The following is a 21,590-nucleotide window of genomic DNA, read 5'->3' on the forward strand; positions in this document are numbered from 1 at the left end:
AGGACACCCCACGACTCCGAAGGGCCGGAACCTCCATGACTTCCACCCACGCCTTCTGGCTCGCCGGCCGCCAGGCCACCGGCGAGGCCAGCTTCGACGTCACCAACCCCTGGGACGGTCGTCTCGTCGGTACCGTCAGCGTGCCGACCGACGCGCAGATCGAAGAGGCCGTCGCCGCCGCGCACGCCGTGCGCGAGGAGTTCGCCGCGACCCCCGCCCACGTCCGCGCCGCCGCCCTCGACCACGTCGTGCGGCGCCTGGTGGAGCGCACCGAGGAGATCGCCCAGCTGATCTCCGCCGAGAACGGCAAGCCCATCAAGTGGGCCCGCGGCGAGGTCGGCCGCGCCGTCTCCGTGTTCCGGTTCGCCTCCGAGGAGGCCCGACGCTTCAACAGCGGCGACGCCCAGCGGCTCGACACCGACGCCGGTGGCACCGGCCGTCTCGGGCTGACCCGGCGCTTCCCGCGCGGCACGGTCCTCGGCATCGCGCCCTTCAACTTCCCGCTGAACCTGAGCGCCCACAAGGTGGCCCCGGCCATCGCCGTCGGCGCCCCGATCATCCTGAAGCCCGCCCCGGCCACCCCGATCTCGTCGCTGATCCTCGGTGAGCTGCTGGCCGAGACGGACCTCCCGGCCGGTTCGTGGTCCGTGCTCACGGTGTCCAACGACCGCATGCCCGCCCTCGTACAGGACGAGCGCCTGCCCGTGATCTCCTTCACCGGGTCCGCCCCGGTCGGTTACTCGATCATGGAGTCGGTACCGCGCAAGCACTGCACCCTTGAGCTCGGCGGCAACGCCGCGGCGGTCGTCCTCGGCGACTACGCGTCCGACGAGGACCTGGACTGGGCCGCGACCCGCATCGCGACCTTCTCCAACTACCAGGGCGGCCAGTCCTGCATCTCGGTGCAGCGCGTCATCGCGGACGCCTCGGTCTACGACCGGCTCGTCCCGAAGATCGTCGCGGCCGTCGAGGCCCAGGTCACCGGCGACCCGTCCGACGACGCCACGGACGTCGGCCCGCTGGTCAACGAGGACGCCGCCAAGCGCGTCGAGTCCTGGGTCGACGAGGCGGTGCAGGCCGGCGCCCAGCTGCTCGCCGGCGGAAAGCGGGACGGTGCGACCTACGCGCCGACCGTGCTCACGGAGCTCCCGGACGGCGTCACCCTCGCCGCCGAGGAGGTCTTCGGACCGGTGCTGACCGTCCAGAAGGTGTCCGGCGAGGCCGAGGCCTTCGCCTCCGTCAACGCGTCCAAGTACGGCCTGCAGGCAGGCGTGTTCACCCACGACCTGCAGAGCGCCTTCCGTGCCCACCGCGCTCTCGAGGTCGGCGGTGTGATCATCGGTGACGTCCCCTCGTACCGCGCGGACCAGATGCCGTACGGCGGAGTCAAGCAGTCCGGCGTCGGCCGCGAGGGCGTCCGTTACGCGATGGACGACTACACCTACGAGCGCGTGCTGGTCCTCACCGGCCTCGCCCTGTAGCGCGGAATCGAACCGATCCGCCTCAGCCGCCTGTAATCCGCCTGGACAGCACGACAACAGGCGGCAGCCGAACGGCCGGAGCCCACTGTGCGGGGGCTCCGGCCGTTCTCGCGTATCTGCACCCTGACCTGCAAGTATCGTTAGGTCTTGGCTAGTTCAAACGGGTGGCTGGGAAAAGCCGTCGTGGCGCTAGTCACCGTGGGTTCAAATCCCATACCCACCGCGACAGGTCAGCATCTGGGCTGGCCACAAGCGGTGCCCCTGACGTGGGCGCCCCGCACCGCAGAGCGATCACGAAAGAGAGGGCACGGGACACAACAGTCCCAGGCTGACGACGGGAAGCGCCGCCAGCCCCACGCGAACGGCGGAGGGCCCAAGCATGGGCACGCCTTCGACCCTCATGTCCCGGACCCTCATATTCCGCTCCTTCACTCGGACAGTCGGTACTCGAACAATAGGTACTCGGACAGCCGCCGGTTCAACCTGTGATGGCGACGGGCGCGTCCCACGCATCGCGGTCCACGGTGATCGTGTAACCGTTCCGCGTCTCCTTGCTGTTGACCATGTACTGGTGGGCGCGGCTGTGGCTGGTGTACTGCGTGGACCCCCACGGCCAGTCCGTGGTCGTGGTGTTCGTCTTGTCCCACAGGGCGTACCAGAGGTTGCCCGGCAGGTCTGTCTTGTTGGCCGCGGTGGCGATGGCCTTGGCGCTGGAGCTGGTGAAACCGTAGAAGCCGGTGCGGTACGTCTTGGCGTGCAGGGCCTTGTCGAAGGCGCGAACGTACGTCAGTACGGCATCGTTGCACGCCGTGTTCGTGCTGTTGTACGACTCCATGTCGAGGTAGATCGGGCTGCCGGCCTTCATCCCCAGGGCCGACGCCTTGGCCACCGCGTCCGCGCCGTCGCTGGCCCCGAGCGAGGCGGCTGTGGGGGCGGTGAGCTTCTCGGGGTTGGAACTCGTCTGGCACGGCGGCTGGGCGCCGACGTACAGCGGAATGAGCCTCCAGCCGACCGTGCTGACCGACTTCACCCAGGACGCGGTGAGGTTGGGCTGGCTGCAGCCGCGGTTCTTGCCGCCGACGTAGACGGCGGCGGCGCCGTAGAGCCCGCCGTGCCAGGCCCTCATCGCGGACAGAGAGGGCGCGGCGCAGGTGTCGAAGGCCCGGCCGGTGTACGTCTTCTGCGCGGGCCACGCCGTGGCGGCCATCGAGGTCTGCGCCGCGATCCCGGTACCGGCGACCACGGCAGCGCCGGCCGTGACCCAGGCAATGTAACGGCCCTTCTTGGACAGCCGATGGCTGGACATTCCCACCCCATTCATGACGCACGTCACGATATGCGTGACGTGCGGATCAAAGACGATTGAGCCCCTGACACGGCGCCCATCCGCCACAGCGACGGCTGTGCGCGGCCCCAGGCGCCTGGGGCGGATCGCACCGTATCCAACGCGGCTGCACCGGTCGGGAAACTCCGTACCTTGATCGCCACAAGAATCCCTCAAGGCATAGCAAAACCCGGCGCCACGTTCGCAGCTTTGGCCTCCACGCCGTGGCAAACCGGACTGCTCGAAGCTCGATGACCACAGCTCAACTCAGGCTAAACGTCCGGCGAGTCGGCGCCTTTGTTGCCACTGGGCCAGCTCACCAGTCCAGGTAGAATCGCTCGTCCTCTTCGTTTGGCTTCAGCGGCGCGAACTGCCGCAGTTCATTGCCGCGAATCATCCACGTGCGGAAGAACCCATCCTCCTGATCCATCACCAGGAGTTGCACCAGATCTGGCTCACGCCACGGCGCCTCGAAGACCCGCTGCTTGAGGGCGTCGAGGTCGGCATGGTTCAGGGCACCCGCGCACACCTCGCACTCCGGCTGCTTCCAACCGCACCACTGGTTGGTGTCAGTGCTGGTGAGCAGGTTCCACAGTGACATCGCTGCCATATCGGCTTTCAAGTTCGTCGCGATGTGTCACATCAGCACCCCATGAACCGCGTCGGCGCATCGGCTCAGGGCGGAACGCCCGTACGCTCCCGCCATTTTGTGAATTGATGTCACTGGGGCGCCAGCACCAGCCGTGAGGGCCCAGGATCGGATCGCCGCCCTCGACGTGAGAGGGTGGCCGCAACTCCTGCCCGGGTGTTCGTCGAGGTGGTTGCACCAGAGGCGGGTGTCCGGCCGGAGGCATAGGTGAAGAGCCCTGACATGTCCCGCGGTGCTCGTCTGGCCGTCCACGGTGCCGTTTCCACATCGCTGTCGCTGTCCAGTGATCGCAGACTGCGCGAGCTCGTGGACGCCGCCACACCGATCGGGTCCGGCATCGGCGGGAAGTCGGTACTGCTGGAGGTCGACGGAACCTCGGTCTTCGTCAAACAGATACGTCTGACCGATCTGGAGCGACGGCCGGAGAACATTCACTCCACGGCGAACTTGTTCGGACTGCCGGTCTTCTGTCAGTACGGTATCGGCAGTATCGGCAGCCCGGGGTTCGGAGCCTGGCGGGAGCTGGCCGTGCACGCCATGACCACGAACTGGGTGATCGCGGGAGACTACGAGGGTTTCCCCCTGATGTACCACTGGCGGGTGCTATCAGGCCCCGACCAGCCACTCCCGAGGAACTGGCCGATGTGGAACGAACTGTCGCCTACTGGGGAGGCGCATCGGGAGTGCGTCGCCGGATCGATGCTCTCCAGCAGTCCTCGGCGAGCCTCATGCTGTTCCTGGAGTACATCCCGCAGAACCTGCACGACTGGTTGGGCGTCCAGATCGGGGCCGGTGACGAGGTGGCCGAGCGGGCCTGCGCCATGGTGGACAACGAGCTGAAGGCCGGCATCTCGTTCATGAACGCCCGTGGGCTGCTGCACTTCGACGCCCACTTCGAGAACATCCTGACCGACGGCGGGCGGCTCTTCTTCGCCGACTACGGCCTCGCGATCTCCTCCCGCTTCGATCTCGCGCAGGAAGAGGCCGACTTCCTCGACGAGCACCGAACCTACGACCGGTGCTACACCGTCACGCATCTGGTGAACTGGCTGGCCGCCGCTCTGTACGGGTACGAACCGGAGGAGCGCAAGGAGTTTGTGCGCACCTGCGCCCAGGGGGCGCCCCCGGCGGACATTCCCGCGGCGATCGCGGCACTCCTTGCCCGTCACGCGCCGGTGGCCGCAGTGATGGGGGGACTTCTATCACCGATTCCGGCAGGAGAGCCGGGCAACCCCCTACCCGCTGCAGGCGATCCGCCGGATCGGGCAGCAGGACAGCCCGCCTGATGCGCCGACAGGGTCATCGGAAGGAAAGCCGTGCGACGCGTGCACAGGCTCGCATCTCACTTGAACGTACGACCACAGCGCCACCCTGCTCGCGCACGTGCTCATTGTGCCGCTGACCAACCGCGGAGACACCGATCTCTCGGCCTCGGATCGAGAACATCCCCCAAGCGGCGTGCAGTTGGTGCGAATACTCGCCGGACAGCCACGGTGTCGTCGCTGTCTGGTCCCGGCCGCGCCGAAATTCGGGCCTGTTGTGAAAGTGCTGATTGCGGTCATCGTCGGACGATTGCGATCAGCACAACTACAGCGCCGGCGGCCCCGGTTAGGGTCAAGCATGCGATCGAGAACCAGTGGCATGTGGTGGGGAACCGCGATCGAGGCGCCGGACCCGGGGGCCCTGGCCCGCTTCTACGCGAAGCTGGTGGGCTGGTCCCTCGTGCACGAGGAGCCGGGGACGGCCGTCGTCGCTCCGCCGCAGGGATCTGTCTATATCGTCTTTCAGCAGGCCGTCGGGTATCGGCCGCCCACGTGGCCGCCGGCCGACGGTGAGCAGCGCACGATGATGCACTTCGACTTCCAGGTGGGTGACCTGGACGAGGCGGCTGCCGAGGCCGTCGGCATGGGAGCGTCGCTGGCGCCGGTTCAACCGCAGGAGAACGTTCGCGTGCTTTTCGATCCAGCTGGTCACCCCTTCTGCCTGTGCCGCGACGACGGGTAGCGGCGGTTGTGAACGCGCTGATCACTGCCATTCGTTGATGGCTGCGACCAGCACGGTCGCTTCGTGGCGGACGGCGAGTCCGTCACGCCCGGTAGTGACGGCCCGATGCCGCTTGAGGCGGTGGACCCGCACTCGACCGCGTGCCGCTCGCGGTAGGCCCGGTCCTGTCGAACGTCGGTGGCCGTCCGCCGTGTGAGCCGCGCTTGATCCGGTTGCCGACCCGGTCGGCCGGGATGGCGAGGGCCGCTCGGCGCAGCCATGTCGTCCTCGCCCAGACTCTTCACTCGCCACGGCACGACCATCGGGGGCCCCGGTCGCCAAGGCCTGTCCCGCTGCAACGCCGCAATGAGGCCGCGTCCTTTCGGATCTCGCCGGGGCGAGCGTGCGTCGTGACACCGCGGACAACGTGTCCGCGGTGTCACGACACACGGTGGGCGCCGAGCTGGTGGTCGAGTCCCGCTCGGAACTCACGGCGCGGGACAGCGGTCAGCGTCGTCGTACCACCCGGGGATGTACGCCCTCAGCGTCCGTCCCGAGCCCCGCCCATCACGTGTTCCATCAGCGCAAAGGACTCGGCGCACAAGGTACCCATGTGCAAGGTGACACCGCGCTCTCGCCCGCGGCGCTGCACTCAACCCGGTGCGCGGTAGAGCAACTTTGGCGGGAGCCGTCATGGCCGCGGGGTCCTGGATGCCGACAGGGACAGCACGCCGATGCCGGGCGGCCGCTTCTCCTGGGGCAGCGGACAGCCCGTGCGTGGATCAATGTCAAGGCGTGTCGGCCGGGCGGGCGAGACGTCCTCCATTCGGCCCCGTAGCAGTTGCCGGTGCGGGCAGTTGGAGGTGGGCTGTCACTGCGCAGGGCGATCGTCGCCGGCGCCAGGAGGGGCCCCGCCGATCGGGCGGGACCAGCCCCCCACCGACCCACACGAGACTTGGAGATTTCCATGCCCTACCGCAAGGGACAGCACGTGGAGTACCGCGACCAGCAGGACGAGATTCAGCGCGGTGAGATCCGCAGTGCCGAAGGCAGCGGGGCGCAGGCTCGCTACGCCGTCCAGAACGAGGCGACCATGCGCGAAGACAAGATCAGCGAGAGCCAGATCGAGCGGGAGCTGTAGTAACAGCCCTGCCGACGCGGCCGCCGTTGCACCGAACCACGGTGCAACGGCGGCTACTCGTGTTTCACGTGGCGGCTGTTGCATATCCGGCCCCATCGCGAGGTCAACGGTCCCGCACGAGTTCCACGCAGGCATCCGGTGCCCGTTCGTCGGGCCCGCGCTCGATCCACATCGCTAGCGGGCGCTCGTCGGCCGTGCGTTGTCGGGTGTACGGGTGACGGCCAGCAGCGCCATGTCGTCGGTTCTCCGGCCACCGGTATGCATGTGCACGTCGGCAAGCAGGGCGTCAACAAGGGCGTCCGGGCCGGGACAGCGATGTCCCGTGAACCTGCCGACGGGGTCGTAGAAGGTGCCCGTGTCGTCCCGCGCTTCGGTGAGTCCATCGGTGTAGAGCAGCAGACTGGCCCCTTCGGGGAACGCCACCGTGTCGACGCACTCGGGGCCGGCACCGAGCGCAGCCAGGCCCAGAGGCAAACCCGGCCGACCGGGCTCGACGTACTGCACTGTGTCTCCCAGGAACAACAGAGGCGCCGGGTGCCCGCGGTTGACCAACCGGAATTCGTTTCCTCGCTGCGGGAATTCCACGAACACACCTGTGATGAACCCTTCGATCTCGAACAGGCTCCCTGCCTGCCGAGCATCGAGGGTGACGGCCCGCTCCAGCCGTTCCACCAGGCCGGTCAGGCTGGGCTCCTGCAGGGCCGCCTCTCGAAAGGTTCCGACGCAGACCGCGACCGCCCTGACTGCTCCCATCCCCTTGCCACGCACATCGCCGATCACGCAGCGCACACCGAATGGAGTGTCGACCACCGCGTAGAGGTCCCCGCCGATCTGCGCATCCGTCTGAGCAGCCTCGTAGTGTGCGGCGAAGCGCAGCGGGCCGATGCTCTCCGGCGGGTCCGGCAGAACGGCACGCTGAGCAGCGGCGGCGATATCGCGTACGGACTGCAGCTGCATTTTTCGGTGGTACAGGAGGCGATTGAGGAAGGCCGCGATCGCGGTCACTGTCGCAACCATGGCCAGCTCGCTGAACTCGACCGGATTCCGGCGATAGCCGAAATGCCGGAACATGGCCCAGTCGAGGAGGAACGCACTCACGCCGGTGATGATGGTGCCGCGCAGGGACAGCAGGGCGGCGGCCGCCAGGATCGCAGCCGCGTAGAGGGCCGCAGCGCTGACGGTGCGCGGTGTGGCGAGGTCCATCGACACGGCGAAGAGAAGCAGGACGGCGGGCAGCAGACGGCTCCGGTTTCCCACCCACTTCCATACTCCCAGCCTTGCCACGTGTTGCTCCCGACCTTGACTGGGCTCCTGGCCAGCTCAGGCTAAGGGCTCTCCCGTCATCCCCGGTGGATCAGCGCGCGGCCTCAGACGTGGTGCATCGCAAGGCGGAGGGGCGTCCTCCTACTGGGCGTATTCGGGGCTTCCGGCAACGCGGCGAGGTGCCGCAGCTGTCACTGCTCGGGAGCGAGGCCGAGCGCGTCGCCGACGTGGTGGTACATGCGTGGGTCCAGTTCGTTGCAGCCGAGAACGGCGGAGATCGCGTACCGAACCGGACCGGCATCACGGATCGAGGCGCAGCAGACACTCATCGACCGCAACGCTCTGGAGGTCTGGCCTGTGCCACCGAGTTCGACCGTCCGGAACGCCGTCAATAGCATGCGGACTGTGAATCTTCAGGAGCTGATGGAAGACCAGGCGAGTCTTCGCGATGTCCCGGCTGTTGCGGCAGGTTCGTCGGCCGCGGGTGTACGTACGACGGCCACCCACGGTCCGGTCGCGGTGACGGCGGAATCGTGTTTCCGTGTCGCGTCGCTGACGAAGGTCTTCACCTCCGCGGCGTTGGTCCGCACGCTGCGGGACAACGGCGTCCCGTTGGGCACACCTGTCGTCGACCTGCTCCCCGGCCTTGCGCCGGACTGGCGGGCCGACGAGAGCCTCACCGTCGAGCAGATTCTTGGGCAGGTGTCCGGTCTGCGCGAATCGGTGGATGCGGCGACGGTGACGGCTCTGGGCGACGGGGACGACGGGCTCCTGGAAGCCGCCCGGCTCGTGGTCCGCGCCGGCAACGAGCGGGACCCCGGCCGGCAGTGGTCCTATTACAACGGCAACTACTTCCTGGCCGGCTCGGTTCTTGCAGCCCTGAGCGGCACGACGTACGAGAGCGCGTTGAAGGGAAACCTCCTCGCCCCCTGGGGCCTCGCACGGACGGGTTTCGAGACCCCGGCGGCGTCCGTCACCGGATGGAACGCCACGACCGAACTCCCGCCGCTCACCTACCCACGCACCCGCCGGCCCAGCGGGGGCCTGTGGTCGTCGGTGTCGGATCTCCTGACCGCATGCGAGGGCCTGCTCGCCGACCGCGCCCTCCTGGACGAGATCCGCCGTCCGCGCACCCGGTCCGGCGACCCCATGGCGTACGGGCTCGGATGGGCCCTGGGGCCGTCGGGCCAGATGTATCTCAACGGACGGCTGCCCGGCTACCGGGCGGCCTTGGTCCTCATCCCGGACCGGGACTACGTGAGCGTGGCCCTCGCCAATCAGGAGAGCGCCCTGCCCGCCTTGGCGCGACTGCTCAGCGACATGCAGCAACCCCTGACCGGGGACGATGTCGCCAAGGCGGTCGACGACTTCGCCGCCTGAGACGCCTGAGACGCCCGAGACGCCCGAGACGCCTGAGACGCCTGAGACGCCCGAGACGCCCGAGACGTACGCCTGAGACGTCGTCGGTGAGGTCCGGGCGTCGCGGTCGGCGGCTGACCCGGGCCATCAGCGTGCGGTTGGAGGACCGCGCCGCTGCGAGGTCCTCATCCCGCTCGGTCTGCACCCTGCGGAGGTCGAAGGTCTGCTGCTCCAGCTCGCCTGGCCGACGGGTGAGCGTCTCGACGTCCGCTGGGGCACCCACTGCACCGCCCGAGGGAAGACCATCTGGGCCGAGCAGGTCCTCCCGTCCCCCGGCACCTCCCACCCGGCAGAGGTCCCCGGGTCGGCAGCACCGGCCCCATGGCCGAGTGAAGGGCATGGGCTGTCTCGACCCGACGGCGGCGGACGAGCTGCGCTCCCGTATCGATCGCTGGGCCGCTCCTGCGTCGTCACCATGCCCAAGTCCCAGCAGGTCCACGGCGCGTGTCGCAGTTTGGACATGGCCCGTTTGCGTCACCCCGCAGGCGGTGACATGCCGGATTGCGCAGCGGATGATCGCGTGCAGGCTGCGAATCACGGGTGTACGGAGGGTTTCTGCTCATGACGGCCAACGACCTGGTGGCGTCGATATCAACTGAATCGATGTCAGTTTCCGAAACGGTTCCGGTCGTGGTGGGGACGGCTGTCATCGGCACGCGTTCCGCGTAGTCCGGGAGATCCGGAGACATCGGCGAAGCTCGGTCGTACAGGTCTGCCATGCCGATCGATCTCGGTGCGAACCCGCGGCACCGTCATCCGAGGCCGAGCGCGGCAGCGATCCTCTGCTCCGGCTTGTCCTCTGCCTCGGTCGCCGCGTCCCACATGTTCCAGGTGGGACGCGGCGGCTCCGTGACGGACTGACGCTCACTCACAAAAGATACAGAAGCCGGGAAATGACAGAAAGGCTGTATTCACCCATGAGACGGATCCGCCTCTGGGCGGTGATATCGATGTCGGCGATGATGGCGACCGGTGCGATCACGCCCGTCACCGCCCAGCCCCAGCAGGGGGCCGAGGCACGCACGCCGGCACCGCACGACCGGACGAGAACCGTGCGGTTGATCACCGGTGACCGGGTCACGGTCAGCGACGCGCCGAACGGTAAGAAGACGGCTTCGGTGCAGCGCGCACCGGGTCGCGAGAAGGTCTTCTTCCAGATCACCGAAAAGGACGGTGCCCTGACGGTCCTGCCCTCCGACGCGGCGGCGCTGGTCCGCACAGGGCGGTTGGACGCGGGCCTCTTCGACGCCGCGGGCCTCATCGCCCAGGGGTACGACGAGGCGCACGCCGACGCCCTGCCCCTGATCGTGTCCGCACCCAAGGGCTCGGCGCGTGCGGCGGTCGAGCGGGCGGACACGCTCGCCGACTTCCACGACGGCTCCGCCGAGCCGCGGCGACTGCCGAGCATCGACGCTCAGGCGCTGCGCGTGGCCGACCAGGATCTGGCCGCCTTCTGGAAGCAGCTCGCGCCTGCGACGGGCGCGTCCGTCGCAGGCATGGCCGCGGCGACCCCGAAGATCTGGCTGGACCACAAGGTGCGTCCCACGCTGGACCGCAGCACCGCGCAGATCAACGCGCCCGCCGCATGGGAGGCAGGCCTCCACGGCGAGGGCGTCAAGGTCGCGGTCCTCGACACCGGCGCCGACCAGACGCACCCGGACCTCGCGGGCCGCGTCAGCGAGGCGAAGGACTTCAGCGACAGCGGCTCGACCCAGGACCACTTCGGCCACGGTACGCATGTCGCCGCCACCGCCGCCGGTAGCGGCGCCGCCTCCGCGGGCCTGCGCAAGGGCGTCGCGCCCAGCGCCGACCTGCTGATCGGCAAGGTGCTCGGGGACAACGGCTCTGGCAGCGAGTCCCAGGTCATCGCGGGCATGGAGTGGGCCGCGGCGCAGGGCGCCAGGGTCGTCAACATGAGCCTCGGCGCGGACATGCAGACCGACGGCACCGACCCCATGAGCCAGGCGGTGAACGAGATCTCCCGCAGCAGCGGCGCGCTCTTCGTCGTCGCCGCCGGCAACACCGGCGAGCTCGGTGAGATGACGGTCGGCTCGCCCGGCGCGGCCGACGCCGCCCTCACCGTCGGCGCCGTCGACCGCGACGACTCGCTGGCCTCCTTCTCCAGCCGTGGCCCGCGCTTCGGCGACAAGGCGGCCAAGCCGGACATCACCGCTCCGGGTGTCGGGATCGTCGCCGCCCGCGCCGCGGGTACGACCATGGGCGTCCCGGTCGACGACCAGTACATCGCGGCAAGCGGTACCTCCATGGCCACGCCCCACGTGGCCGGTGCGGTGGCCCTGATCGCCGGGCAGCACCCCGACTGGACGGGTGAGCAGCTCAAGGACGCGCTGATCAGCACGTCGCACACGGTGTCCGGCCAGGTGCCGACCGAGCAGGGCGGCGGCCGCGTCGACGTCAAGGCGGCTTTCACCTCCCCCGTCACCGCCACCGGCACGATCATCCTGGGCCCGTTCGACCGGGACGCATCGCCCGTGCAGCGGGCAGGGGTGGTCCGCTACACCAACAACTCCGGCGACGAGGTCTCGCTGAGCCTGAGTGCGACGCTGACGGCCAAGGGCGGCAAGGAACTCCCCGCGCAGGCGCTGACGCTGGGTTCGGACACCGTCCGCATCGCCCCCGGAGCGACCGTCGAGGTGCCGGTCGGCGTCGACCCGGCGAAGGCGGGCCGCGGCTCCTACTACGGCTACGTCACCGCCACGTCCACCGGCGGCGTCTCGGTGCACACCACGCTCAGCCTGTGGGTGCGCGCTCCGATGCACAAGCTCACCGTCGAGTCCCACGGACCCGACGGGGAGCCCGCGGCGTGGGCCCTGCTGGACGTCTTCGGAGGGGACACGGAGGTCCAGTTCACCGACTCCGGGGTCGCCGCGGTCGAGGAGGGCACCTACCTGATCGGCGGCACGCTGGTGGAGGACGGCGGCGACGGCGTCCGGGTGATCCAGGTCATCAATCCCGAGGTGAAGGTCACCAAGGACACCACCGTCACCCTGGACGCGCGCAAGGCCAAGCCGGTGCAGCTGCGCACGCCCAAGCCCGCCGAGCGCCGCAACAACCTGACATACCAGATGTACCGGAAGATCGACGGCGTCGAGCAGACCATGGGCATCTACTACGAGGACGGCGGCGGGGACGTCGACCTGTGGGTGAACCCCACGTCCAAGGTCACCGAGGGCGAGTTCGAGTTCAACTCCCGCTGGGAGATGACGGCTCCCGACCTCATCACCGAGGTCCGCGGCGCGGACCTCGGCCTCGAGTCGTTCTACGCCAAGCAGTCCACGCCGTTCGACCCCGACGGTGAGCGGATCGTCGCGGTGGACGCCGGGACGAGGGACAAGCCGGACCTGCGGCCCGCCACCGTACGGGGCAAGCTCGCGGTGATCCGCGACGACTACGCGATGGACGGATACGACCTGGCGGAGACGGCCGCGAAGGCGGGCGCGAAGGGCGTCGTGATCGTCCTGCCCCAGGGATTCCTCGCCTACACCAGCTGGAAGCCGATGGACACGCGCTCCGCCGTGCCCGTCATCCGGATGACCGGGGACGACGGCGCCAAGCTGCTGCAGTACATGAAGGAGCACAAGGCCGTCGTCGACGTCTCCGGGACGGTCGAGAGCCCGTACCTGTACGACATCGCGGCGAACTGGCAGCAGCAGATCCCGCAGAACGTGACGTACACCGTCACGGACCGCAACACCGCGCAGGTGAAGGCCTCCTACGCGGACAACGGCACACTGCACTGGACGAGCGAGCAGCGGTTCAGCTGGCGTCCCTACGCGCAGGTCGCCTGGGAGACCTCGCGCTGGGCGCCGACGGGCAAGACCCGCACGGAGTACGTCACCTCCGGGGACACGCAGTTCATGCACTACGTCGACTTCATGGCCGGCCCCGACCTGTTCTACAGCGGTGCGCTGCAGTCGGGTCTGCGGGACACCCCCCGCACCTTCAGGACCGGTGAGAAGGCCTCGGAGGAGTGGTACAAGGCCGTGGCGCGGCCGTCGATCCCGCGCGGCTGGAGCCGTCCGGCCGTCCGCTCCGGTGACCTGTTCAGCGTGGCGATCCCGGAGTACACCGACGCGGCCGGCCACTGGGCCCGCAAGCAGGACCCCTCCAACGGCGGAGGCATCGGGAGGGTCGGAGCGCCCGGGACGATGGACGATCCGTCCTACCCCCAGGGTGACGCCGTGACGGCCGTCCTCTACCGCGACGGCAAGAAGGTGCGCGAGGCCGCGGGCGCCTGGGGGGACTTCCCCGTCCCCGCCGGATCGGCCGACTACCGACTGGACCTGACCACCGAGCGCCGGACCGAGTTCTGGCAGACCGGTACGAGGACCTCCACGTCCTGGACCTTCCGCTCCGACACCGCGGCGAAGGAGACCCTGCTGCCGCTCCTCCAGGTCGACTACGGGGTCGCGGCCGACCTGGGGAACACGGTCGACGGCGGGAAGCGGCACGACCTCGCCCTGACCGTCAGGAACCAGGACGGGCTCGCCGCCCCCACCGGGGTCGAGCTCAAGGTCGAGGCGTCCTTCGACGACGGCAGGACCTGGACGGGCCGGGTCGGTGTCAAGGACCGTGGCCACAACAGGTTCGCCGCCACCATCGAGCGGCCGGGCGACCAGCGGCAGGGCGCGTACGTGACCCTGCGGGTCACGGCCTCCGACAAGGCGGGCAACACGGTCCGGCAGACCGTGGAGCGGGCCTACCGGCTCGGCATGTGAGCGAGCGCCTCCGCGGGTTCCCGCGGAGGCGCCGACCGGACCGCCGCGGCGGGTGCAGGGGGATGCCCCCGGCACCCGCCGTTGTCGGTGACCGGTGCCGCATCTTCATGGGCACGACGTCCTCGACCCGGACACAGTCGCTACCGGGCCGGCCCGCCGGGCGGTGGCGGTGGTGCGTCCGCGGGTGTGGGTGACGGACGACAGCCGGTTCCCCGAGGACGGATACTCCTCGCCCGGGGTGACGAACTGATGCACGACGACCGCTGATCGGTCCGACGTCTCGGCAGGGGGCCGGACCGACCGCGCGAACCTGATTGGATCGAGCCAGGCGGTGCCGACGGAGGCCGCGCAGACGCGGCCCCGCGCAACAGATGGAGACACGAACATGGCCAAGAGGACGGACACGCAGTCGCCCGCGCTGCACGCTGCCGACAGCCACGATCTGATCCGCGTGCACGGCGCGCGCGAGAACAACCTCAAGGACGTCAGCATCGAGATCCCGAAGCGCCGGCTGACGGTGTTCACCGGAATCTCCGGCTCGGGCAAGAGCTCGCTGGTGTTCAACACGATCGCCGCGGAGTCGCAGCGGCTGATCAACGAGACCTACAGCGCCTTCGTGCAGGGCTTCATGCCCACGCTGGCGCGTCCCGAGGTCGACGTCCTCGACGGGCTGACGACCGTGATCACCGTCGACCAGCAGCGGATGGGCGGCGACGCCCGCTCCACGGTCGGCACCGCCACCGACGCCAACGCGATGCTGCGCATCCTCTTCAGCCGGCTCGGGCAGCCGCACGTCGGCCCGCCCAGCGCGTTCGCCTTCAACGTCGCCTCGGTCCGGGCGAGCGGTGCGATCACCGTCGAGCGCGGTGCCAGGAAGGCGGTGAAGGCGAGCTTCAGCCGCACCGGCGGCATGTGCCCGCGCTGCGAGGGCCGGGGCACAGTCTCGGACATCGACCTGTCCCAGCTGTACGACGACAGCAAGTCGCTCAACGAGGGTGCGCTCACGATCCCCGGCTACAGCATGGACGGCTGGTACGGCCGCATCTTCAGCGGCTGCGGCTTCTTCGACCCGGACAAGCCGATCCGTAAGTACACCAAGAAGGAACTGCACGACCTGCTCCACAAGGAGCCGACCAAGATCAAGGTCGAGGGCATCAACCTGACGTACGAGGGTCTGATCCCGAAGATGCAGAAGTCGATGCTGTCCAAGGACATCGACGCGCTGCAGCCGCACGTCCGCGCCTTCGTGGAGCGGGCGGTGGTGTTCACCACCTGCCCCGACTGCGACGGCACCCGGCTCAGCGAGGCGGCCCGGTCGTCGAAGATCGAGGGAGTCAGCATCGCCGACGCGTGCGCGATGCAGATCAGCGACCTGGCCGCATGGGTCCGCGGCCTCGACGAACCGTCGGTGGCGCCACTGCTCGGGAAGCTGCAGCACACCCTCGACTCGTTCGCGGAGATCGGCCTCGGCTACCTCTCGCTCGAGAGGCCGTCGGGCACGCTGTCCGGCGGCGAGGCGCAGCGCGTCAAGATGATCCGCCACCTCGGCTCCTCGCTCACCGACGTCACCTATGTCTTCGACGAGCCCACCACGGGCCTGCACCCGCATGACATCCAGAGGATGAACGGCCTGCTGCTGCGGCTGCGGGACAAGGGCAACACGGTGCTCGTCGTGGAGCACAAGCCGGAGGTCATCGCGATCGCCGACCACATCGTCGATCTCGGCCCCGGCGCCGGGACGGCGGGCGGCACGGTCTGCTTCGAGGGCACGGTCGAGGGGCTGCGGGCCGGCGGCACCCTCACCGGACGCCACTTCGACGACCGGGCCGCCGTCAAGGAGAAGGTGCGCACGCCCACCGGCACGCTGGAGATCCGCGGCGCGACGGCACACAACCTGCAGGGCGTCGACGTCGACATCCCGCTCGGGGTGCTCGCCGTCGTCACCGGTGTCGCCGGCTCCGGCAAGAGCTCGCTCGTGCACGGGTCGATCCCCGCGGGCGAGGGAGTGGTGTCGGTCGACCAGGGCGCGATCCGCGGCTCCAGGCGGAGCAACCCGGCGACGTACACCGGGCTGCTCGACCCGATCCGCAAGGCGTTCGCCAAGGCCAACGGTGTGAAGCCGGCGCTGTTCAGCGCCAACTCCGAGGGCGCCTGCCCCACCTGCAACGGCGCCGGAGTCATCTACACCGACCTGGCGATGATGGCCGGTGTCGCCACCACCTGCGAGGACTGCGAGGGGAAGCGGTTCGACGCATCGGTGCTCGAGTACCACTTCGGCGGCCGCGACATCAGCGAGGTGCTCGCGATGCCGGTGGCCGAGGCCGAGGAGTTCTTCGGCGCCGGCGAGGCGCGCACGCCGGCGGCCCACCGGATCCTGCAGCGGCTCGCCGATGTCGGGCTCGGCTACCTCAGCCTCGGGCAGCCGCTCACCACGTTGTCCGGCGGCGAGCGGCAACGGCTCAAGCTGGCCACGCACATGGCCGAGAAGGGCGGCGTCTACGTCCTCGACGAGCCGACCGCCGGCCTGCATCTCGCCGACGTCGAGCACCTGCTCGGCCTGCTCGACCGGCTCGTCGACTCCGGCAAGTCGGTCATCGTCGTCGAGCACCACCAGGCGGTCATGGCGCACGCCGACTGGATCATCGACCTCGGCCCCGGCGCCGGCCACGACGGAGGCCGGATCGTCTTCGAGGGCACACCGGCCGACCTCGTCGCCGCCCGCTCCACCCTGACCGGTGAACACCTCGCGACATATGTCGGCACCTGACCGAGGTCCTCGCGGACACCGTGGGACGAGGTTTCTCATCGCCGATCTCAACGGGTCGTGCCCACACGGCTGACCATGCGGCAGGTGCCGGTGGCTCGAACGGGCGCTCGGCCGGGGTTTCCCGGCCGAGCGCCCTGCGCGGGCAGCCGCCGGATTCGGCGATGACGGCGTCCGGGTGCTCGCAGCCGTGCCGGGCCGGGGGATCCGTACCATGTCGCATCGTCGCAGGTCAGGAGCTTCCGAACGGAACGCTGGTAGCCTCGTCCCATGACCCCGCAAGACCTCGCCAACCTCGGGCACCTGCGCCGGGCGCGGGATTTGATCGACCGGGAGTACGCGCGTCCGCTCGACGTGCCGACGATCGCCCGCCACGCCCTCATGTCGCCGGCGCACTTCTCGCGGCAGTTCCGGGCGGCCTATGGCGAGACACCGTACAGCTATCTCATGACCCGTCGGATCGAGCGGGCGATGGCTCTGCTGCGCGCGGGTATGAGCGTGACCGACGCGTGCATGGCGGTCGGCTGTACGTCGCTCGGGTCGTTCAGCTCCCGATTCACCGAGCTCCTGGGGGAGACGCCGAGCGCCTACCGCCTGCGGGAGCACACCGCAGTCGCGGCGATGCCCGCGTGTGTGGCGAAGATGCACACCCGGCCGACCAGACACATGCCGAGCAGGATCGAAGAAGCGGACCGCAAGGCCGCCGCCTAGCGTGGTCCGCATGACCATCGCACTCCAGTACTGCCACATCACCGTCAACGATCCGGACGAGTCGCTCGCCTTCTACCGCGACGCGCTCGGCCTCGAGGTACGCAACGACGTCGCTTCCGGCGGATTCCGCTGGGTCACCCTCGGCAGCCCGACCCAGCCGGACCTCGAGATCGTGCTCTCGGAACCTCACGCCGGCCGGTCCAAGGCCGACGGCGACGCGCTGCAGGAACTGCTCACCAAGGGCGTCCTGCCGAACATCGTCTTCCGCACCGACGATCTCGATACGGCCTTCGAGAAGGTGCGGGCGGCCGGCGCAGAGGTGCTGCAGGAGCCCATCGACCAGCCCTGGGGTCCGCGCGACTGCGCGTTCCGCGACCCGTCCGGCAACATGGTGCGGATCTCGCAGGCGCCGGCCGCGTAGCCGCCGCCGGCCTTCGGCTCCCGCCGCCCGGGCGCAGCAGATCGAAGAGGCCTCGCTGTGCCCGGCCGGTGGAACCGCCCGCCGGGGGAAGCCGGGTCCGCCGGGCCGTCCGTCGAAGGGCAACGTGCCCTGCAGGCAGGCGCTTCGGCTGTTCCCGCTTCGCCTCGAACCGGCCCGGCCGCGATGCGCCAGCTGAACGTGCCGCTGGAGTGGCGCACGACCCGATCGGCGTCCGAGGGCTGGTGAGGGCGGCAGGAATCGGGTACATACGGACGAGTAGCACCGGTTGGTATGGCTCGGCAGGCGCGCATGCGGCGCGCTCCGCGCGAACCGGCCGTGTCCGACCACCCGACAACGCGGCGAGGTGAGCTCCTCATGTCCGCACCATCCGCTCCCAAGAACACGCCCAAAGTCACCGAGCGCGAAGCGCGTCAAGTGGCCGAAGCCGCACGTGAGCAGGACTGGCGCAAGCCCAGCTTCGCCAAGGAACTGTTCCTTGGCCGCTTCCGGCTGGATCTGATCCATCCGCACCCGATGCCCGCCGTGGACGACGTCCGGCGCGGCGAGGCGTTTCTCGCCCGGCTGCGCGACTTCTGCGAGACCAAGATCGACGGCGCCCTGATCGAACGTGAGGCGCAGATCCCCGACGAGGTCATCAACGGCCTCAAGGAACTCGGCGCCCTCGGGATGAAGATCGACCCGAAGTACGGCGGCCTGGGGCTGACCCAGGTCTATTACAACAGGGCTCTCTCCCTGGTCGGTTCCGCCAACCCGGCGATCGGGGCGCTGCTCTCGGCGCACCAGTCCATCGGCGTTCCCCAGCCGCTGAAGCTGTTCGGCAGCCAGGAGCAGAAGGACACGTTCCTGCCCCGGCTCGCCCGTACCGACATCTCGGCCTTCCTTCTCACCGAACCGGATGTCGGCTCCGACCCGGCCCGGCTCGCCACCTCCGCCGTCCCGGACGGTTCCGACTACATCCTCGACGGTGTGAAGCTGTGGACGACCAATGGCGTCGTCGCCGACCTACTGGTCGTGATGGCCCGGGTCCCGAAGTCGGACGGCCACAAGGGCGGCATCACCGCGTTCGTCGTCGAGGCGGACGCCCCGGGCATCACCGTGGAGAACCGCAACGCCTTCATGGGGCTGCGCGGGATCGAGAACGGCGTGACCCGCTTCCACCGGGTCCGGGTGCCGGCCGCGAACCGCATCGGCCCCGAGGGCGCCGGCCTCAAGATCGCCCTCACGACGCTCAACACCGGACGGCTGTCCCTGCCCGCCATGTGTGTCGGCGCCGGGAAGTGGTGCCTGAAGATCGCCCGCGAATGGTCGTCCGTCCGCGAGCAGTGGGGCAGGCCGGTCGCCCGGCACGAAGCCGTCGGCTCGAAGATCTCCTTCATCGCCGCAACCACCTTCGCGCTGGAAGCCGTGGTCGATCTCGCCTCCCAGATGGCGGACGAGGATCGCAACGACATCCGGATCGAAGCAGCGCTGGCCAAGCTGTACGGCTCCGAGATGGGCTGTCTGATGGCCGACGAACTGGTCCAGATCCGCGGCGGCCGCGGCTTCGAGACCGCGGCCTCCCTGGCCGCCCGGGGCGAGCGGGCCGTCCCCGCCGAGCAACTCCTCCGTGACCTGCGGATCAACCGCATCTTCGAGGGCTCGACGGAGATCATGCATCTGCTGATCGCCCGCGAGGCCGTCGACGCCCATCTGAAGGTCGCGGGCGACCTGATCGACCCCGAGAAGCCGCTCTCCGCCAAAGCGAAGGCGGGAGCGAACGCGGCCGGCTTCTACGCCCGCTGGCTGCCCCAACTGGTCACCGGACCAGGTCAACTCCCGCGAACCTACAGTGAGTTCCATCAGTCCGGTCATCCGGATCTCTCCGCCCACCTGCGGTTCGTCGAACGCTCCTCGCGCAAACTGGCCCGCTCCACGTTCTACGCGATGTCGCGCTGGCAGGGCCGCATGGAGACCAAGCAGGGTTTCCTCGGCAGGATCGTCGACATCGGAGCGGAACTCTTCGCGATGAGCGCCGCCTGCGTCCGGGCGGAACATCTGCGCAGTACCGGTGAGCACGGCCGGGAGGCCTACCAGCTCGCCGACGCCTTCTGCCATCAGTCCCGGGTCCGGACCGAAGAACTCTTCACCCGGCTCTGGTCCAACACGGACGACCTCGACCGCCGTGTGGTCGACGCCGTCCTGGCCGGTTCGTACACCTGGCTCGAGGAGGGTGTCGTCGACCCGAGCGGCGAGGGCCCCTGGATCGCCGACGCCAGCCCCGGTCCGGCCGCCAGGGGGAACGTTCACCGAACCATCCGCTGACCGGTGACCCACCGGGTCACCGACCGTCGCACCACCGGACCGGCCGGGCGGGGCGCGTCCACTCGCTGGACGCACCCCGCCCGGCCGCGCGCCGCACGGCAGGATGGGGACACGTGACCGTCATCCATGTCCCCGGTTCCAAGTCCGTCACCGCACGCGCCCTGTTCCTGGCCGCCGCCGCGGACGGCATCAGCACCCTCGTACGCCCCCTGACCTCGGACGACACCGAGGGCTTCGCCGAGGGCCTCGGCCGTCTCGGCTACGACGTGGCGAAGGAGGCGGACCGCTGGCACATCGAGGGCCGCCCGGCCGGACCGGCCGCCACCGAGGCCGACGTCTACTGCCGCGACGGTGCCACCACGGCACGCTTCCTGCCGACGCTCGTTGCGGCGGCCGCCTCCGGCACATACCGCTTCGACGCCTCCGCGCAGATGCGCCGCCGGCCTCTTGCCCCGCTCACCGAGGCCCTGCGCACGCTCGGCGTGGAGCTGCACCATGAGGCGGCGCAGGGACACCACCCGCTGCGGATCGCCGCGTCCGGGATCAAGGGCGGCGAACTCACCCTGGACGCGGGGGAGTCCTCCCAGTACCTGACCGCGCTGCTGATGCTCGGGCCGCTGACGGCGGAAGGGCTCCGGATCACCGTCACCGACCTGGTCTCCGCCCCGTACATCGAGATCACCCTTGCGATGATGCGCAGCTTTGGCGTCGAGGTGACCCGCGACGGCAATGTCTTCACCGTGCCGCCCGGCGGCTACCGGGCCACGTCGTACGCCGTCGAACCCGACGCCTCCACGGCCAGTTATTTCTTCGCCGCGGCAGCGCTCACCGGCCACGAGGTGACCGTCCCCGGCCTCGGGAAGGACGCGCTCCAGGGAGACCTCCGGTTCGTCGACGTGCTGCGCCGCATGGGCGCCGAGGTGCGCAGCACCCAGGAGGCCACCACGGTCCGGTCCGGCGGCACGCTCAGCGGCCTCACGGTCAATATGCGCGACATCTCGGACACCATGCCGACCCTGGCCGCGCTCGCGCCCTTCGCCTCCGGCCCGGTACGCATCGAGGACGTCGGCAACACCCGGGTGAAGGAGTGCGACCGTCTGGAGGCCTGCGCGGAGAACCTCCGGCGGATGGGCATCACCGTGCGGACCGGCCCCGACTGGATCGAGATCCACCCCGGCACACCGCGTCCCACCGAGATCGCCACCCACGGCGACCACCGCATCGTCATGTCGTTCGCCGTCGCCGGCCTGCGCGTTCCCGGCATCACCTACGACGATCCCGGCTGCGTACGCAAGACGTTCCCCCAATTCCACCAGGCGTTCGCCGACTTCGCGGAACTCACGAACCGCTAAGGGCTGTCCGAACCCTCGGGG

The 21,590-nt window shown here is 69.4% G+C and carries 14 protein-coding genes and 1 pseudogene; 11 read left to right on the plus strand and 4 right to left on the minus strand.

Annotated elements, in window-relative coordinates; translation table 11 throughout:
- Positions 1–35 precede the first annotated feature (35 nt).
- Complete coding sequence (locus LRD69_RS24290; protein ID WP_277328655.1) at positions 36–1,481, plus strand: aldehyde dehydrogenase family protein; 1,446 nt, start codon at positions 36–38, stop codon at positions 1,479–1,481.
- 478 nt (positions 1,482–1,959) lie between these two features.
- Here LRD69_RS24290 and LRD69_RS24295 read toward each other — a convergent pair whose 3' ends face one another.
- A complete protein-coding gene (locus tag LRD69_RS24295) occupies positions 1,960–2,787 on the minus strand; it encodes a glycoside hydrolase domain-containing protein (RefSeq protein ID WP_277328656.1) in 828 nt (275 codons plus the stop codon).
- A 334-nt stretch (positions 2,788–3,121) separates the two neighbouring features.
- Positions 3,122–3,415 (minus strand): hypothetical protein, encoded by a 294-nt coding sequence (locus LRD69_RS24300; protein ID WP_277328657.1) that lies wholly within the window; start codon positions 3,413–3,415, stop codon positions 3,122–3,124.
- A gap of 261 nt (positions 3,416–3,676) precedes the next feature.
- Here LRD69_RS24300 and LRD69_RS24305 point away from each other — a divergent pair.
- The 3 genes and pseudogenes from LRD69_RS24305 to LRD69_RS24315 all read left to right on the plus strand — a co-directional run bounded on the left by LRD69_RS24305 (position 3,677) and on the right by LRD69_RS24315 (position 6,578).
- Positions 3,677–4,804, plus strand: a pseudogene (locus LRD69_RS24305) (protein kinase family protein).
- Between the two features lie 270 nt (positions 4,805–5,074).
- Positions 5,075–5,458 carry a VOC family protein gene (locus LRD69_RS24310; RefSeq protein ID WP_277328658.1) on the plus strand — a complete coding sequence of 128 codons (384 nt, stop codon included), beginning with the start codon at positions 5,075–5,077 and terminating at the stop codon, positions 5,456–5,458.
- Positions 5,459–6,404: 946 nt separating this feature from the next.
- Positions 6,405–6,578, plus strand: a complete 174-nt coding sequence (locus tag LRD69_RS24315) for a hypothetical protein (RefSeq protein ID WP_277328659.1) — start codon at positions 6,405–6,407, stop codon at positions 6,576–6,578.
- Between the two features lie 174 nt (positions 6,579–6,752).
- On the opposite strand, the gene LRD69_RS24320 is transcribed toward LRD69_RS24315, so the two are convergent.
- Both LRD69_RS24320 and LRD69_RS24325 read right to left on the minus strand, forming a co-directional pair.
- Positions 6,753–7,781 carry a PP2C family protein-serine/threonine phosphatase gene (locus LRD69_RS24320; protein WP_277328660.1) on the minus strand — a complete coding sequence of 343 codons (1,029 nt, stop codon included), beginning with the start codon at positions 7,779–7,781 and terminating at the stop codon, positions 6,753–6,755.
- Positions 7,782–8,032: 251 nt separating this feature from the next.
- The gene (locus tag LRD69_RS24325) at positions 8,033–8,170 is read right to left on the minus strand and encodes a hypothetical protein (RefSeq protein ID WP_277328661.1); all 138 of its coding nucleotides are present in this window, start codon (positions 8,168–8,170) and stop codon (positions 8,033–8,035) included.
- 76 nt (positions 8,171–8,246) lie between these two features.
- Here LRD69_RS24325 and LRD69_RS24330 point away from each other — a divergent pair, with 76 nt between their 5' ends.
- From LRD69_RS24330 to aroA, 7 genes are all read left to right on the plus strand, one after another.
- The gene (locus LRD69_RS24330) at positions 8,247–9,221 is read left to right on the plus strand and encodes a serine hydrolase domain-containing protein (protein WP_277328662.1); all 975 of its coding nucleotides are present in this window, start codon (positions 8,247–8,249) and stop codon (positions 9,219–9,221) included.
- Between the two features lie 956 nt (positions 9,222–10,177).
- The gene (locus LRD69_RS24335; protein WP_277328663.1) at positions 10,178–13,999 is read left to right on the plus strand and encodes a S8 family serine peptidase; all 3,822 of its coding nucleotides are present in this window, start codon (positions 10,178–10,180) and stop codon (positions 13,997–13,999) included.
- Positions 14,000–14,384: 385 nt separating this feature from the next.
- Positions 14,385–16,766 (plus strand): excinuclease ABC subunit UvrA, encoded by a 2,382-nt coding sequence (locus tag LRD69_RS24340; RefSeq protein WP_277328664.1) that lies wholly within the window; start codon positions 14,385–14,387, stop codon positions 16,764–16,766.
- Between the two features lie 267 nt (positions 16,767–17,033).
- On the plus strand, positions 17,034–17,474 hold the full coding sequence (locus LRD69_RS24345) for a helix-turn-helix transcriptional regulator (RefSeq protein ID WP_277328665.1): 441 nt from the start codon (positions 17,034–17,036) through the stop codon (positions 17,472–17,474).
- Positions 17,475–17,484: 10 nt separating this feature from the next.
- On the plus strand, positions 17,485–17,895 hold the full coding sequence (locus LRD69_RS24350; RefSeq protein WP_277328666.1) for a VOC family protein: 411 nt from the start codon (positions 17,485–17,487) through the stop codon (positions 17,893–17,895).
- Between the two features lie 375 nt (positions 17,896–18,270).
- The gene (locus LRD69_RS24355) at positions 18,271–20,217 is read left to right on the plus strand and encodes an acyl-CoA dehydrogenase family protein (protein ID WP_277328667.1); all 1,947 of its coding nucleotides are present in this window, start codon (positions 18,271–18,273) and stop codon (positions 20,215–20,217) included.
- Positions 20,218–20,330: 113 nt separating this feature from the next.
- Entirely contained in the window at positions 20,331–21,569 is a 1,239-nt protein-coding gene (gene aroA, locus LRD69_RS24360; RefSeq protein WP_277328668.1) for a 3-phosphoshikimate 1-carboxyvinyltransferase, read from the plus strand.
- Positions 21,570–21,590 lie beyond the last annotated feature (21 nt).

The organism is Streptomyces sp. JH14 (assembly GCF_029428675.1).
Lineage (GTDB): Bacteria > Actinomycetota > Actinomycetes > Streptomycetales > Streptomycetaceae > Streptomyces.